The sequence below is a fragment of the Pseudomonas sp. BF-B-30 genome (assembly GCF_019956305.1).
Classification (GTDB): Bacteria; Pseudomonadota; Gammaproteobacteria; order Pseudomonadales; family Pseudomonadaceae; genus Aquipseudomonas; species Aquipseudomonas jessenii.
Map to the genome: position 1 here is coordinate 44,932 of NZ_JAHBDG010000013.1, position 16,399 is coordinate 61,330.

A 16,399-nucleotide genomic window follows, 5' to 3' on the forward strand; every position below is an offset into this window, starting at 1 on the left:
CGGCCATCGGGCCAGGCGTCGACAAGAATGGGGAAGACCATGGCACGTATTCTGATCGTCGATGATTCGCCGACCGAAATGTACAAACTGACCGGCATGCTGGAAAAGCACGGTCATGAAGTGTTGAAAGCCGAAAACGGCGCCGACGGCGTGGCCCTGGCCCGCCAGGAAAAGCCCGATGCGGTGCTGATGGACATCGTCATGCCAGGCCTCAATGGCTTCCAGGCCACCCGCCAGTTGACCAAGGACCCGGAAACCGGGCACATCCCGGTGATCATCATCACCACCAAGGATCAGGAAACCGACAAGGTCTGGGGCACGCGCCAGGGCGCCAAGGACTACCTGACCAAGCCGGTTGATGAAGACACCCTGATCAAGACCCTGAACAACGTGCTGGCCGGTTGATCGTCAGGCCATGAACGAGTCGCTGACGGCTTTCGAACTGCTGCTGCAGATCGACCAGCGCTGTCGTTTGCTGGCGGCGGACTTGCCGTCCCAGCCGGCCCGGCGGGACAGTTGGAGCGGCATCGGTTTTCGCCTGGGCGAGCACTGGTATGTCGCGCCCATGAGCGAAGTCAGCGAAGTCTTGCACGAGCCGCGCTGCACTCAGCTACCGGGGGTCAAACCCTGGGTCAAGGGTGTCGCCAACCTGCGCGGACGTTTGCTGCCGGTCATGGACTTGTGCGGCTTCTTCGGGCACGAGCTTTCGGCGGTACGTCGACAGCGGCGGGTGTTGGTGGTGGAACATGAAGAGGTGTTTGCCGGGTTGCTGGTCGATGAAGTCTTCGGCCTCCAGCACTTTGCCCGGGACAGCCTGGAGCCGGTGCCGGTAGACGAATTGAAGGGGCCGGTGGCGACGTTCGTCAAAGGCCGGTTTCAGCGTGAGCAGTGCTGGCAGGTGTTCAGCCCGTTTGCGTTGACGCAGTCCCAAGGGTTCATGAGCGTCGCGGTGTGACAGGAACAACAGAGATCCAATGTGGGAGCGGGCTTGCTCGCGAAGGCGGCAGTCCATTCAACATTGATATTGGCTGATCTACCGCTTTCGCGAGCAAGCCCGCTCCCACAGGTTTGCGGGCAAGCCAAAAAGTGGGTTAACAGGCGAGGACCGATGATAAAAGCAAAAGCAGGCAAGCCAATGGAAGGGTCGCGCAGCCGGTCGCAGATTATCGTGCTGTTCATCGCGCTGATCGTCTTCATCATGCTGCTGTTCGCCAACTTCGCGTACCTCAACACCCAGGCTATCTACGACAAACAGTACATCGGCCACGCCGGCGAACTGCGCGTGCTGTCCCAGCGTATCGCCAAGAACGCCACCGAAGCCGCCGCCGGCAAGGCTGCCGCGTTCAAGTTGCTCAGCGATGCGCGCAACGATTTTGCCCGGCGCTGGGGTTTTCTGAAGAAGGGTGACCCGGCCACGGGCCTGCCGCCGGCCCCCGCCACCGTGCGTCCGGAGATGCGGGCAGTGCAACAGGACTGGGAGCGGCTGCTGAAGAACACCGATGCGATTCTCTCCAGCGAGCAAACCGTACTGTCGCTGCATCAGGTCGCCGCGACCCTGGCCGAAACCGTGCCGCAATTGCAGGTCGAGTACGAGAAAGTCGTCGAGACTCTCCTGCAGCGGGGCGCCCCGGCGACCCAGGTGGCCATGGCCCAGCGCCAATCGCTGCTGGCCGAGCGGATCCTCGGCGCAGTCAACACGGTGTTGGCCGGCGACGAAAATTCACAGCAGGCCGCCGATGCGTTCGGACGTGACGCAACGCAGTTCGGCAAGGTGCTCAACGGCATGCTCCAGGGCGACCCGGCGCTCAAGGTCAGCCAGGTCGAAGACCGCGACGCCCGTGCGCGACTCGCGGAAATCTCCGAGCTGTTCGAGTTCGTCTCGGGCTCGGTGGACGAGATCCTCGAAACCTCGCCGGAGCTGTTCAAGGTCCGCGAATCGGCCTCGAACATTTTCAGCCTGTCGCAAACCCTACTCGACGAAGCCTCACACCTGGCCAGCGGTTTTGAAAACATGGTCGGCGGGCGAACCACCGACACCATTGGCGGCTATGTGCTGGGCCTGTTGGCGCTGGCTTCGATCATCCTGATCGGTTTGGTGATGGTGCGCGAAACCAATCGTCAGTTGCGTGAAACCGCCGAGAAAAACGAGCGTAACCAGAACGCGATCATGCGTTTGCTCGACGAGATCGAAGACCTGGCCGACGGCGACCTCACAGTGACGGCCTCGGTAACCGAAGACTTTACCGGCACCATCGCCGACTCGATCAATTACTCCGTCGACCAGTTGCGCGATCTGGTCGCAACCATCAACCTCACCGCCGGCCAGGTGGCCGCCGCCGTGCAGGAAACCCAGGCCACTGCCATGCACCTGGCCCAGGCGTCGGAGCACCAGGCCCAGCAGATTTCCGAAGCGTCGATGGCGATCAACGACATGGCCGAGTCCATCGACCAGGTGTCGGCCAACGCGGCGGAATCTTCGGCGGTTGCCGAACGCTCGGTGGAAATCGCCAACAAGGGCAACGAGGTGGTGCACAACACCATCCACGGCATGGACAACATTCGCGAGCAGATTCAGGACACCGCCAAACGCATCAAGCGCCTGGGCGAGTCTTCTCAGGAAATCGGCGACATTGTCAGCCTGATCGATGACATTGCCGATCAGACCAATATCCTGGCTCTCAACGCGGCCATCCAGGCGTCCATGGCCGGTGACGCCGGTCGCGGTTTCGCCGTGGTCGCCGATGAAGTGCAGCGCCTGGCCGAGCGCTCGTCCGCCGCCACCCGGCAGATCGAAACCCTGGTGCGGGCGATCCAGACCGATACCAACGAAGCGGTCATCTCCATGGAACAAACGACGACCGAAGTGGTGCGTGGCGCCCGTCTGGCGCAGGATGCCGGTGTGGCCCTGGAAGAAATCGAAGGCGTCTCCAAGACTCTAGCGGCGTTGATCCAGAGTATTTCCAATGCGGCGCAACAGCAGACGTCGTCGGCCGGTCAGATTTCCCTGACAATGAACGTGATCCAGCAGATCACCTCGCAGACATCGTCGGGTTCCACCGCCACGGCCGACAGCATTGGCAACCTGGCGAAAATGGCCAGTCAGTTGCGTCGTTCGGTGTCCGGTTTCACCTTGCCGGATGCCAAGGCGCAGGTTGTGGACAAAGCTTGAACCGCCCATGGGTATCTGAATTGTGATTGGAGTGGTTATGGGTGATCGGCACGACTATGTGGCCCTCGAGTGGGTCAAGGGCGAGATTGCCGAAACGCTGAAACAGGCTCATCACGCGATTGAAAACCTGCTCGATGACCCGCAGGCGACGCAAGCGCTGGATGCAAGCCTTTCGTGCATCCACCAGGTTCATGGCAGTTTGCAGATGGTCGAGTTCTACGGCGCGGCGTTGCTCGCCGAAGAAATGGAACAGCTGGCCATGGCCTTGCAGGGCAACCGTGTCAGCCATCGCGACGAGGCGTTGCACCTGTTGATGCAGGCCCTGGGGCAGTTGCCGATCTACCTGGACCGGGTGCAAGGCGCGCGCCGCGATTTGCCACTGGTGGTGTTGCCACTGATCAACGACCTGCGCAGCGCCCGCGGCGAAAGCCTGCTGTCGGAAACCAGCCTGTTCAGCCCGCAATTGCCCGAGTTGCCAGCGTTGGACGTACAAGCGCTGGCGCAGCTGGAACCGGCCGAATTGCCCGGTGTGCTGCGAAAGCTGCGGCAGATGCTGCAAATGGCGCTGGTCGGATTTTTGCGTGAACAGGACAACGACACCAACCTCGATTACCTGGCCAAGGTATTCACCCGCCTCGAAGCACTGTGCGACAACGCCCCCCTGAGCCCGTTATGGCAGGTGGCATCGGCGCTGGTCGAAGGCATGCAGGGCGGTGCGATCGCCAATAGCCCGGCCTTGCGCAGCCTGTTCAAGGATGCCGACAAGGAACTCAAGCGCCTGCTCGAACAAGGCATGCCCGGCATCAACCAACCGGCCCCGCCGGAGCTGCTCAAGAGTTTGCTCTTCTATATTGCCAAGGCCGAACATCCCACCGGGCAGATGCTGACCATGAAAGAACGCTACTCACTGGACGACGCGCTGCCCGACAGCGTGATGGTCGATGAAGAACGCGCGCGCCTGGCCGGTCCCGACCGCGACGCCATGCGCTCGGTGCTGGCTGCACTGTGCGAAGAGCTGGTGCGGGTCAAGGAGCGCCTGGACCTGTTCGTGCGCAGTGACCGCCAGCACACTTCCGACCTCGACAGCCTGCTGGCGCCGCTGCGGCAAATCGCCGACACCCTGGCGGTCCTGGGCTTCGGCCAGCCGCGCAAGGTGATCATCGATCAATTGGCGGTGGTGCTCAGCCTCGCTCAGGGTCAGCGCGAACCCAACGATGCGATCCTCATGGACGTTGCAGGGGCCTTGTTGTACGTCGAAGCGACGCTGGCCGGCATGGTCGGTACCGTGGAGCCGGAGAGCCAGGACGACAACCGCCTGCCCACCACCGACCTGACGCAGATCCATCAGATCGTGATCAAGGAGGCCCGCATCTGTTTGCAGCAGGCCAAGGACATGATTGTCGACTACATCGACGCCGATTGGGACCGCCAGCATTTGCAGGCGTTGCCGGCCTTGCTGACCCAGGTGCGCGGGGCGCTGGCGATGATTCCGTTGAGCCGGGCGGCGAGCCTGGTCGAAACCTGCAACCACTTTATTCGCGAGCACCTGTTGCTCGAGCCGGGTCAACCGGGCTGGCAGGAACTGGACAGTCTGGCCGATGTGATCACCAGCATCGAGTACTATCTCGAACGCCTCGGTGATGACCCGCAAGCGCAGGGCGAAAACCTGCTTGATGTCGCGGAAAAAAGCCTGGCGAACCTCGGTTTTTTCCCCAGTGAGCAGCATGTGCCAGTGCTTGATGATGTGCTCAACCCGACCCAGGCGCAGGTCATGCAGATGATGCAGGAGCTGGAGGATCCACAGGTCGTCCAGACCTTGGCCGATGTGCTCGCCAGTCCGGTTTCGACTCTGAATCCGCCCGCGCTGAACACCCCGGGCAGCCTGCTGCCGCCACCCGCAGGCGAAGAGCCGGTGGACGAAGAACTGCGCGAAGTGTTCCTCGAAGAAACCGACGAAGTCCTGGAGATCCTGCGCGATTACTTGCCGCGCTGGTCCGCCAACCCAGACAACCGCTCGGCCCTGAGTGAGTTGCGCCGCGCCTTCCATACCCTCAAAGGCAGTGGCCGCATGGTGCGCGCCCTGGTGCTGGGCGAGCTGGCCTGGGCCGTGGAAAACCTGCTCAATCGCGTACTGGAGAACAGTGTGGAGCCGGGTGCTACGGTGCAGCAACTGATCGGCGATGTGCTGCATCTGCTGCCGGAGCTGGTGGCTGAATACGCCGCCAATGCCCAGCGTCAGCGCAACGATGTCGATCAGTTGGCCGCCCGCGCCCATGCCCTGGCCAAGGGCGATGAACCGGTGTCCGATGAGGATACGCAAGATGTCGCGGCCCTCGACCCGCTGTTGCTGGAGATCTTTCGCAAAGAGGCCGAAACCCACTTGGGCAGCCTCAATCGCTTCCTTGATCAGGCCGCCGAGCATGTGCCGTTGCAGGCCAGCGACGAATTGCAGCGCGCCTTGCACACCCTCAAGGGCAGCGCCTCCATGGCCGGCGTGTTGCCGATTGCCGAACTGGCCGCACCGCTGGATCAACTGGCTCGGGAATACAAGGCGCACCTGATCGCACTGGATCTGGATGAAGTCGAATTGTTACTGGAGGCAGAAGGACTGTTTCGCCTCGGCTTGCGCCAGCTCAAGCGCGATCCGCTGGCGGAAATTCCCGGTGCCCGGGGTTTGACCGAGCGCGCCAGGGCGCAGCTGGCCGAGCGCCTGGAAAACCTCCTGAGCACACCGAACACCGGGCTGCGAATCAAGCGCGACCCGCAACTGATCAACAACTTCCTCGCCCAGGGCATGGACATCCTGCTGGACGCCGAAAGCCTGTTGCAGCGTTGGCAGCAACACCCCGGCGAACGTCAGGAACTCAGCGCGCTGCTGGACGAATTGACCACACTCGGCGAAGGCGCCCATCTGGCCGACCTGCACCCGGTGGACGAGTTGTGCGAAGCGTTGCTCGACCTGTACGGTGCCGTGGAAGAAAGCAGCCTGGCGGTCAGCGAGCGGTTTTTCCATGAAGCACAGGGTGCCCACGAAGCACTGATCAACATGCTCGACGAACTGGCCGCCGGGCAGGAAGTCAGCCCGCAGCCGCTACGGATCAGGGCCTTGCGCGAGCTGCTCGACGAGAGCCTTGACCCGTCGGCAATGGGCTTGATCCGCAGCGATGGCAGCCGAAGCCTGAGCATCCGCGAACTGGGTTCTGCCACCGAGGAACTTGAGCGCACGCTACCCCCTGCCCCTGTAGGAGCGAGCTCGCTCGCGATGGACTCAAATGCGCCGCGCTTATCCAATGACAACGCGTCATCGTTAACGCCCATCGCGAGCGAACTCGCTCCTACAGGAGAGGGGCGCGAGCTGGACGATGAAATCGTTGCGATCTTCCTTGAAGAAGCGGTGGATATCCTCGAAAGCGCCGGTCAGGCCTTGCAGCGCTGGTTGCGCGACTCGGACAACGCTGCGCCGCTGTCGTCCCTGCAACGGGATTTGCACACCCTCACAGGCGGTGCACGCATGGCTGAGGTCGGGCCGGTCGGCGATCTGGCCCATGAGCTGGAAAGCCTTTACCAGGGCCTGGTGGACCGTCGTTATGCCTTCAGCGATTCACTGGCGGTGCTGCTCAAACAGAGCCATGAGCGACTGGCGTTGTACCTTGAACAGTTGCAACTCAGCCAGCCGCTGGACGATTCCCGTGAGCTGATCGAAGCCATTCGTGCCTACCGTCAAGGGCATGCGGGTATCGCCGAGGGGGCCCGGCAGGCGACCGGCAGCGACACGGCTGCGCACGATACTGAATTGCTGGAGATCTTCCTCGAGGAAGGTTTCGACATTATCGAAAGCTCCGGGGCGGCGCTTGAGCGCTGGCAGGCCCAGCCTTCGAGTCGTCAGGAAGTGGAAACCCTGCTGCGCGACCTGCACACCCTCAAGGGCGGTGCGCGCATGGTGGAAATCGCCGCGATTGGTGATCTGGCCCATGAACTGGAGTTCCTCTACGAAGGCCTGTCCACCGGCGTGCTGCAACCGACGGAGCCGTTGTTCGCGCTGTTGCAGCGCAGCCATGACCGCCTGGCGCAGATGCTCGATGCGGCCCGCGCCGGTGAGCCGATGCCGCCGGCCGATCGCTTGATCGATGCGATCAAGAACTTCAGCCATCCGGCCGTGCCGGAAACGCTCGCGTCGGTTGCGCCGTCGGCCACGCCCAAGCCCGAGCCGCTGGCGCCGTCGTCCGATGCCGGCGCGGACATGGTCAAGGTCTCGGCGGAGTTGCTCGACGATCTGGTCAACCTGGCCGGTGAAACATCGATCTTCCGTGGCCGAATCGAACAACAGGTCAACGATGCGCACATCGCCCTGAATGAAATGGAGACCACTATCGAGCGGATGCGCGACCAGTTGCGCCGCCTCGATACCGAAACCCAGGGGCGGATCCTCAGCCGCCAGCAAGTCGAGGCCGAACGCCTGGGCTACGAGGAATTCGACCCGCTGGAAATGGACCGCCACTCACAGTTGCAGCAACTGTCCCGGGCATTGTTCGAGTCGGCTTCTGACTTGCTCGACCTCAAGGAAACCCTCGAGCGACGCAATCAGGACACGGAAAACCTCCTGCAACAGCAGGGCCGCATCAACACCGAACTGCAGGAAGGCCTGATGCGCACGCGCATGGTGCCGTTCGAACGCATGCTCCCGCGTTTGCAGCGCATCGTCCGGCAGGTGTCCAGCGAACTGGGCAAGGACGTGGACTTCATCGTCGACAACGCGGAAGGTGAAATGGACCGCAGCGTTCTCGAACGTATGGCCGCGCCGCTGGAACACATGCTGCGCAACGCCGTCGATCATGGCCTGGAGTCCGTTGAAGTGCGGTTGGCGGCGGGGAAGCCGGCCAAGGGGAAAATCACCCTCGATCTGCTGCGCGAAGGCGGCGACATCATTTTCGACATCCGCGACGACGGTGCCGGTGTACCGCTGGACGCGGTGCGGCGCAAGGCGATCAAGCGCGGCCTGCTCGCCCCGGACAGCATCATCAGTGATCACGACGTGTTGCAGTTCATCCTGCAACCGGGGTTTTCCACCGCCGAAAAAATCACCCAGATCTCCGGGCGCGGCGTCGGCATGGACGTGGTGCACGAAGAGGTGCGACAACTGGGCGGCACCATGAGCATCGACTCGGTGCCCGGGCAGGGCGTGCATTTCCGCATTCGCCTGCCGTTTACCGTATCGGTCAACCGGGCGTTGATGGTGCAGTGCGGTGAGGACCAATACGCGATCCCGCTCAATACCATCGACGGCATCGTTCGCGTTCTGCCCAATGAACTCGAAGGGTATTTCCGCTTCGATTCGCCAACCTACGAATACGCCGGCCAACATTACGAGCTGTGCTATCTGGGTGAGCTGCTGAAAATCAGCCCGCGCCCGAAGCTGTTGGGCCAGAGCCTGCCATTGCCGGTGTTGCTGGTGCAGTGCAACGAACGGCACATCGCGGTGCTGGTGGATGCCATGGCCGGCACTCGCGAAATCGTGGTCAAGAGCCTGGGGCCGCAATTTGCGGCGGTGCAAGGGGTATCCGGGGCGACGATTCTCGGGGACGGCCGGGTGGTGCTGATTCTGGATTTGCTGGCGCCGATCCGCGCCATGCAGGCCCGTGTGCCCCAGCGTCCGGCGGGGCAAGAGGTCGAGGTCGAACCGCATCGGCCGCTGCTGGTGATGGTGGTCGACGACTCGGTCACCGTGCGCAAGGTCACCAGCCGCTTGCTCGAACGCCACGGCATGAGCGTGCTGACGGCCAAGGACGGAGTCGATGCCATGCTGCTGCTGGAAGAGCACATGCCCGACCTGATGCTGCTGGACATCGAGATGCCGCGCATGGATGGCTTCGAAGTCGCGACCCAGGTGCGCAACGACGAACGCCTGCAACACCTGCCGATCATCATGATCACCTCCCGCACCGGACAGAAACACCGCGATCGCGCCATGGCCATTGGCGTCAACGACTACCTTGGCAAGCCGTACCAGGAATCGGTGCTGCTCGAAAGCATCGCCTTGTGGAGCAAGACCCATGCTTGAGCACCGCACCAGCAACCTCACCGGCCTGCTGCTGCCGTTGGCCGACCGCAACCTGATCCTGCCCAACGTCGCCGTTGCCGAGCTGATCGATTACCAGCAGCCGGGGACGTTCGACCTCGACACTCCGCCGTGGTACCTGGGCCTGGTGACATGGCGTGACCGGCAGATTCCGCTGCTGAGTTTCGAGTCGGCATGCGCGCAGAAAATCGTCATCGGCGAACGCGCGCGGATCGTCATTCTCAACGCCCTGGGCGGGCGCCCCGAGCTGAAATTCATCGCGCTGCTGGTGCAGGGGATTCCGCGCTCCTGCAAGCTCGATAGCCAGTTGAGTTACGTGGATGTGCCGTTGTGTCCGCTGGAGCAGGCGGCGGTACAGGTGGGCGAGCAAGTGGCCAAGGTGCCGGATCTGCTAGCGCTGGAGGCGTTGTTGGTGGATGCCGGATTGACCATCTGATCGCGGACTTGCGTTGACTGCACCGGCCTCTTCGCGAGCAAGTCGGATCGCCGCACCGCCGCTCCCACAGGGGACCGCATTCCAAAGTGGGAGCGGGCTTGCTCGCGAAAGCGTCAGTCCAGACAACCATTACCCTGAGCGTAACGATCCACCACTCTGCTTGATTGATACCCCCAACCAACACTCCTAAGGTGACCCCCACGACAGCGAACCCGTGGAGTGGTCATGACAACAACAATATCCCCCGACTCGCGATGGACGCGGCGGCGCAGCGAAAAGCAGCGGCGCCTCGAGCTGGTGCGAGGTCTTGCCGACGGTGTGGTGTTGCCCACCGACAACATCGTCGCGGCGCTTGAAGCGCTGATTCTGCCCGGCGACCGCGTGGTGCTCGAAGGCAACAACCAGAAGCAGGCGGATTTCCTTTCGCGCTCCCTGGCCAAGGCCGCCCCCGCGAAGCTGCATGACCTGCACATGATCATGCCCAGCGTCGGACGCTCCGAGCACCTGGATCTGTTCGAACGGGGTATCGCCCGCAAACTCGACTTCTCTTTCGCCGGCACCCAGAGCCTGCGCATCAGCCAGTTGCTTGAAGACGGCCTGCTGGAAGTCGGCGCGATCCACACCTACATCGAACTTTACGCACGGCTGGTGGTGGACCTGATTCCCAACGTCGTGTTGTCGGCCGGGTTCATGGCCGACCGCGCCGGCAACATCTACACCGGGCCGAGCACCGAAGACACCCCGGCGCTGATCGAGCCGGCGGCCTTCAGCGACGGCATCGTCATCGTCCAGGTCAACCAGTTGGTGGACGACGTCAGCGACCTGCCGCGCGTCGACATCCCTGCGTCCTGGGTCGACTTCGTGGTGGTGGCCGACAAGCCGTTCTACATCGAACCGCTGTTCACCCGCGACCCTCGGCACATCAAGCCTGTGCACGTGCTGATGGCGATGATGGCGATTCGCGGGATCTACGAAAAACACAACGTGCAGTCGCTCAACCACGGCATCGGTTTCAACACCGCTGCCATCGAATTGATTCTGCCGACCTACGGCGAATCCCTCGGCCTCAAAGGCAAGATCTGCCGCAACTGGACGCTCAACCCGCACCCGACGCTGATCCCGGCGATTGAAAGTGGTTGGGTCGAAAGCGTGCATTGCTTTGGCACCGAACTGGGGATGGAGAACTACATTGCGGCGCGGCCGGATGTGTTCTTTACCGGGCGCGACGGCTCCCTGCGTTCCAACCGGATGTTCAGCCAACTGGCCGGGCAATATGCCGTGGACCTGTTCATCGGCGCGACTTTGCAAGTCGATGGCGACGGCCATTCGTCCACCGTGACTCGCGGACGCCTGGCCGGTTTCGGCGGAGCGCCGAACATGGGTCACGACCCACGCGGTCGTCGCCATGGCACGCCGGCCTGGCTCGACATGCGCAATACCGATGTGGCCGAGCCGATGCTCGAACGCGGCAAGAAACTTGTGGTGCAGATGGTCGAGACCTTCCAGGAAGGCGGCAAACCGACCTTCGTCGAAACCCTCGATGCGGTGGATGTGGCGAAGAAAAGCGGCATGCCACTGGCGCCGATCATGGTCTACGGCGACGACGTCACCCACTTGTTGACCGAAGAAGGCATCGCCTACCTGTACAAGGCGCGCTCACTGGAAGAACGCCAGGCGATGATCGCCGCCGTCGCCGGGGTGACCGCCATCGGCCTGCGCCACAACCCCAAAGACACCGCGCGCATGCGCCGCGAAGGCCTGATCGCCTTGCCCGAAGACCTCGGCATCCGCCGCACCGACGCCACCCGCGAACTGCTCGCGGCGAAAAGCGTGGCCGATCTGGTGGAGTGGTCCGGTGGCCTCTACAACCCGCCCGCCAAGTTCAGGAGCTGGTAATGCACGCACTTAATCTGCAACCAAAAAGCCTGAGCCTGGCCGAACGGCTGGCGGACCTAGCAGTGGATGCGTTGATCGACGAGGCTGATCTGTCGCCGAAACCGGCACTGGTCGACCGTCGCGGCAATGGCGCCCACACCGATTTGCACCTGGGGCTGATGCACGCCTCGGCGCTGTCCTTGTGGCCGGCCTTTAAAGAAATGGCGGAAGTCGCCATCGAGTTCGGCGAGATCGGCTTGCCCCTGCGCGAAGCCGTGGGCCGCATCGGTCGCGAAGGTGAGCAAGCCATGCTCGACACCACCGGCGGCGTGAACACCCATCGCGGGGCGATCTGGGCCTTGGGGTTGCTGATCACTGCCGCTGCACTGGAACCTCAATCCTGCAACGCCAATAGCGTGGCGTTACGGGCGGCGCGGCTGGCCCTGCTCGACGACCGTTTTGCGCCACGTCCGCTCAGTCACGGTGCGCAAGTCGCCCAACGCTACGGCGCTCGCGGCGCCCGTGAAGAAGCGCAACTGGGTTTTCCGGCGGTGACCCAACGTGCACTGCCACAACTGCTGCGCAGCCGCGCCGCCGGTCATGGCGAGCAGAACGCCCGGCTCGACGCACTGTTGGCGATCATGACGAGTCTGGCCGACACCTGCGTGCTTTACCGCGCCGGTGAAGAAGGCCTGAACACCATGCAACAGGGCGCCCGGGCGGTGCTCGATGCGGGCGGCAGCGCCAGCCTCGGCGGACGTCGCCGCCTGCATGAGCTGGACCAACAACTCATCGCGTTGAATGCCTCGCCCGGTGGCGCTGCCGACCTGCTTGCAGCCTGCCTGTTCATCGACCGTATCGCGTCTGGCGACGGCCTTATCCAGGGAGTGTTTTGATGGAAACCTTATCCTTTGAATTCCCCGCCGGGCAGCCGCCACGCGGTCGCACCCTGGTGGGTTGTGTCGGCTCTGGCGATCTGGAAGTGCTGATCGAACCGGGTCAGGCCGGCAAGTTGACGATCAATGTGCAGACCTCGGTCAACGGCAGCGAACAACGCTGGCGGCACCTGTTTGCACGGATGTTCGACGGCCAGACGCCCCCGGCCATGGATATCGATATCCACGATTTCGGCGCGACGCCGGGCGTGGTGCGCCTGCGTCTGGAGCAAGGCTTCGAGGAGATCGGCCATGACTGACAGCGCATCTTTGCTCAACAAGCACAGCTTCGTCGAACTCGGTGCCCGGCAACGGGCCAAGACCCTGCTCGATGCCGGCACCTTCCGCGAACTGCTCGACCCCTTTCAACGGATCATGTCGCCGTGGCTGTCGCGCCAGGGCGTGGTGCCGCAAGCCGACGACGGCGTGGTGATCGCCAAGGGCAACCTCGATGGTTTGCCGGTGGTGATCGCGGCCATCGAAGGCGCGTTCCAGGGCGGCAGCCTCGGTGAAGTCGGCGGAGCAAAAATTGCCGGCGCGCTGGAACTGGCCGCCGAAGACAACCGCAACGGTATCCCGACCCGCGCCGTGCTGCTGCTGGAAACCGGCGGCGTGCGCTTGCAGGAAGCCAACCTCGGCCTGGCGGCAATTGCCGACATCCACGCGGCGATAGTCGATTTGCAGCAGTACCAGCCCGTGGTCGGTGTGGTGGCGGGCAGCGTCGGTTGCTTTGGCGGCATGTCGATTGCCGCCGGGTTGTGCAGCTATCTGTTGGTGACCCAGGAAGCGCGACTCGGCCTGAACGGCCCGCAGGTGATCGAACAGGAAGCCGGACTCGAGGAGTACGACTCCCGCGACCGGCCCTTCATCTGGAGCCTGACCGGTGGAGAGCAACGCTTCGCCAGTGGTCTGGTGGATCGCTATGTTGCCGACGACGTGGCGCAGATCCGCCAGCAGGTGGGTGAGTTACTCCAGCAAGGATTGCCAACGCAACCGCGTAGCCAACAGGCCGAGTTGTTCCTGCAACGGTTGGCGCGTCTGGATGCCGAACCGCAAATCGAGCCGTCCGTGGTTCGCGATCTGTACCAAGGAGAACGCCCATGAGTTCGTATTCCCTGCGAGGCTTGAACTGGTTCAACGCCTTGAGCGCCGGAACGAAAGCGGTCGAGGGTTTACCGGCTTCGCTGAAGGTCGCGGACGCCGTGCTGGGCGATCAGCCTGTGCGTTTCCTCGCGGTGGTGGCCGACCCGGAAAACCGCTTCGTCCGTGCACGTAACGGCGAAGTGGGTTTGCTCGAAGGCTGGGGCCTGGCCAAGGCTGTGGATGAAGTCATTGCCGCCGATCAGAACAAGGCTCGCAAACGCGCCCTGGTCGCCATCGTCGACGTGCCGAGCCAGGCTTATGGTCGACGGGAGGAAGCCCTCGGCATTCATCAGGCGCTGGCCGCTGCGGCGGGCAGTTATGCCCGTGCCCGTCTGGCCGGTCATGCGGTGATCGGTTTGCTGGTGGGCAAGGCAATGTCGGGCGCGTTTCTGGCCCACGGCTATCAGGCCAATCGCTTGATCGCCCTGTGCGATCCGGGAGTGATGGTGCACGCCATGGGCAAGGCGTCGGCCGCGCGGGTGACCTTGCGCAGCGTCGAAGAGCTCGAAGCCTTGGCTGCCAGCGTGCCGCCGATGGCCTATGACATCGACAGCTATGCCAGCCTCGGGTTGCTGTGGGAAACCTTGGCGGTGGAGAAGATAGAGCAGCCGACGGCGGCGGATCTGGCGCGGGTGACCGAGTGCCTGCATCAGGCGATTGACGATGTGGCCGCCGCTGGCCGTGATCTGAGCGGTCGGCTGGGTGCGGCCAATCGGGCGGCGTCGAGCAAGGTTCGTCAATTGCTGAGAGCGCAGTGGTGAGCACGCTACTGGCTCACGACCTGCTGTGGGGCATGACCCCGCAGCAGTTGCCGACGGATGCGCCTGCGTGGGTGATCGAGTCGATCAGTGCCGGCCAGCCGGTGGTGGTCCGTCGCGCCTTGAGCGCGGCGGGGCAGGTGGCCGTGGGCGTGCGCGGGCCGTTGCGCGAACAGCGATTTGCCGCGGTGATGGAAGTCGCCGCCATCACCCGGCGGGTGCAGCCGGAAGAGCTGTGCCATGTTCAAGGCCGGCGCGATTTCCCGGCGCTGCGGGCTTTGGCGCAACTGCGCGCGCACCTCGATGGCAGTGGCTGGGTCTGGGGTGTCAGCGGCAGCGCCGGGTTCGAGTTGGCCAGTGGGTTTGCCGCTTTGCACGAGGGCAGCGACCTCGACCTGATCCTGCGTACGCCACGTCCGTTGAGTCGTGTCGACGCCCAGGCGTTGGTGGCCGTTCTTGATACAGCCGTATGCCGCGTGGACCTGCAACTGCAGGCGCCGTCGGGTGCCGTTGCCTTGCGCGAATGGGCCGGTGCTTCGTCGCGAGTCCTGCTGAAAAATGCCATTCAAGCCACCCTGGTGACTGATCCGTGGAATCCACAGGAGCAAGCAGCATGAGCAGCTTGCTGGTGTTCCCCGGCCAGGGTGCACAACAACCCGGAATGCTGGCGCGTTTACCTCGGGAAACGTTGAACGAGGCGAGCGACCTGCTCGGTGAAGATGTGACGCAGCTGGATTCTGCCGAGGCGTTGCAGTCGACGAGGGCGGTTCAGCTTTGCCTGCTGATCGCCGGCGTCGCTGCTTCACGCCAGTTGGGCATGGCGCCGGACTACGTGGCCGGCTTGTCGATCGGCGCTTACCCGGCAGCGGTGGTGGCCGGTGCCTTGGGTTTCAGCGATGCGCTGCATCTGGTCAGCCTGCGCGGTGAGCTGATGCAGCAGGCTTATCCACAGGGCTACGGCATGACCGCGATCATCGGTCTGGACCTGGCCACGGTGGAAGGATTACTGGCCCGGGTGCACAGCGCAGAAATGCCGGTTTATCTGGCCAATATCAACGCCGATAACCAGGTGGTGATTGCCGGTAGCGACGCGGCGATGAAAGCGGTGGCCGGGTTGGCGAAAGGTTGCGGAGCGGGCTTGGCCAAGCGTCTGGCAGTGAGCGTGCCGTCCCACTGCCCATTGCTTGAGGCGCCCGCGCAACGGTTGGCCGAAGCCTTCGCCAAGGTGCCGCTGCACACCCCGAAGATGGGCTACCTGAGCGGCAGTCGCGCGCGTCCGCTGATCAAGCCTGAAGCCTTGCGTGACGACCTGGCCTTCAACATGTGCCGCATCGTCGATTGGCGCGGCACGGTACAAAGCGCCTACGAGCGCGGCGTACGTCTACAGATCGAACTGCCGCCCGGTGCGGTGCTGACCGGACTGGCGCGCCGGGTGTTCGAGCAGGGCACCGTGATTGCCTTCGACGGTGCACGGCTCGACACCTTGCAGGCGCTGATGCGTGAGGAGGGAAGCCGCCACCCTTAGATCATCTGACTTAAGGCTTCGCACAACAAAAACAACATTCGAAATGCACTTTGAGGACTACAGCAATGATTATTTACGGTGTGGCGCTGTTGGCGATCTGTACGCTGGCAGGGGTGATCATGGGGGACATGCTCGGGGTGTTGCTGGGTGTGAAGTCAAACGTCGGCGGTGTCGGGATCGCGATGATCCTGCTGATTTGCGCACGGTTGTGGATGCACAAGCGTGGCGGCATGACCAAGGATTGCGAGATGGGCGTCGGCTTCTGGGGCGCGATGTACATCCCGGTGGTGGTGGCGATGGCGGCACAACAAAACGTGGTCACGGCGCTGCATGGTGGTCCGGTGGCGGTGTTGGCAGCGATCGGTTCGGTGGTGATCTGCGGCTGCACCATTGCCCTGATCAGCCGGACCCATAGAGGCGAACCCTTGCCCGATGAACCGGCGGATGTAACGGCGGTTGGCGCACCGGCAGGAGGTCGCTGA

General features: G+C 63.2%; 13 protein-coding genes. All 13 read left to right on the top strand.

The features are described 5' to 3' along the window. Positions 1 to 39: 39 nt before the first annotated feature. The 13 genes from pilH (at position 40) to madL (ending at position 16,399) form a co-directional block, all read left to right on the top strand. On the top strand, positions 40 to 405 hold the full coding sequence (pilH, locus tag KGB29_RS09320; RefSeq protein ID WP_007897961.1) for a twitching motility response regulator PilH: 366 nt from the start codon (positions 40 to 42) through the stop codon (positions 403 to 405). Between the two features lie 10 nt (positions 406 to 415). After that, positions 416 to 955, top strand: coding sequence for a chemotaxis protein CheW (locus KGB29_RS09325; protein ID WP_150814826.1), 540 nt, complete (start codon positions 416 to 418; stop codon positions 953 to 955). Between the two features lie 153 nt (positions 956 to 1,108). Continuing rightward, on the top strand, positions 1,109 to 3,169 hold the full coding sequence (locus KGB29_RS09330) for a methyl-accepting chemotaxis protein (protein ID WP_150815085.1): 2,061 nt from the start codon (positions 1,109 to 1,111) through the stop codon (positions 3,167 to 3,169). A gap of 37 nt (positions 3,170 to 3,206) precedes the next feature. Continuing rightward, a complete protein-coding gene (locus tag KGB29_RS09335) occupies positions 3,207 to 9,227 on the top strand; it encodes an Hpt domain-containing protein (RefSeq protein ID WP_150815084.1) in 6,021 nt (2,006 codons plus the stop codon). After that, positions 9,220 to 9,681, top strand: a complete 462-nt coding sequence (locus KGB29_RS09340) for a chemotaxis protein CheW (protein ID WP_090451931.1) — start codon at positions 9,220 to 9,222, stop codon at positions 9,679 to 9,681. The genes KGB29_RS09335 and KGB29_RS09340 overlap by 8 nt, the downstream gene beginning before the upstream one ends. A 225-nt stretch (positions 9,682 to 9,906) precedes the next feature. Further along, a complete protein-coding gene (gene mdcA / locus KGB29_RS09345; protein WP_150815083.1) occupies positions 9,907 to 11,577 on the top strand; it encodes a malonate decarboxylase subunit alpha in 1,671 nt (556 codons plus the stop codon). Beyond that, entirely contained in the window at positions 11,577 to 12,452 is an 876-nt protein-coding gene (locus KGB29_RS09350; protein WP_150815082.1) for a triphosphoribosyl-dephospho-CoA synthase, read from the top strand. Before mdcA ends, KGB29_RS09350 begins: the two co-directional genes overlap by 1 nt. Continuing rightward, a complete protein-coding gene (locus tag KGB29_RS09355; RefSeq protein ID WP_057712932.1) occupies positions 12,452 to 12,751 on the top strand; it encodes a malonate decarboxylase subunit delta in 300 nt (99 codons plus the stop codon). Before KGB29_RS09350 ends, KGB29_RS09355 begins: the two co-directional genes overlap by 1 nt. Then, positions 12,744 to 13,595, top strand: coding sequence for a biotin-independent malonate decarboxylase subunit beta (locus KGB29_RS09360; RefSeq protein WP_150815081.1), 852 nt, complete (start codon positions 12,744 to 12,746; stop codon positions 13,593 to 13,595). The genes KGB29_RS09355 and KGB29_RS09360 overlap by 8 nt, the downstream gene beginning before the upstream one ends. Then, positions 13,592 to 14,395 (top strand): biotin-independent malonate decarboxylase subunit gamma, encoded by an 804-nt coding sequence (gene mdcE / locus KGB29_RS09365; protein WP_150815080.1) that lies wholly within the window; start codon positions 13,592 to 13,594, stop codon positions 14,393 to 14,395. Before KGB29_RS09360 ends, mdcE begins: the two co-directional genes overlap by 4 nt. Then, positions 14,389 to 15,009 (top strand): malonate decarboxylase holo-ACP synthase, encoded by a 621-nt coding sequence (locus KGB29_RS09370; protein ID WP_150815079.1) that lies wholly within the window; start codon positions 14,389 to 14,391, stop codon positions 15,007 to 15,009. The genes mdcE and KGB29_RS09370 overlap by 7 nt, the downstream gene beginning before the upstream one ends. Next, positions 15,006 to 15,917 (top strand): malonate decarboxylase subunit epsilon, encoded by a 912-nt coding sequence (mdcH, locus tag KGB29_RS09375; RefSeq protein WP_150815078.1) that lies wholly within the window; start codon positions 15,006 to 15,008, stop codon positions 15,915 to 15,917. The genes KGB29_RS09370 and mdcH overlap by 4 nt, the downstream gene beginning before the upstream one ends. Before the next feature lie 65 nt (positions 15,918 to 15,982). Then, positions 15,983 to 16,399 carry a malonate transporter subunit MadL gene (madL, locus tag KGB29_RS09380; protein WP_150815077.1) on the top strand — a complete coding sequence of 139 codons (417 nt, stop codon included), beginning with the start codon at positions 15,983 to 15,985 and terminating at the stop codon, positions 16,397 to 16,399.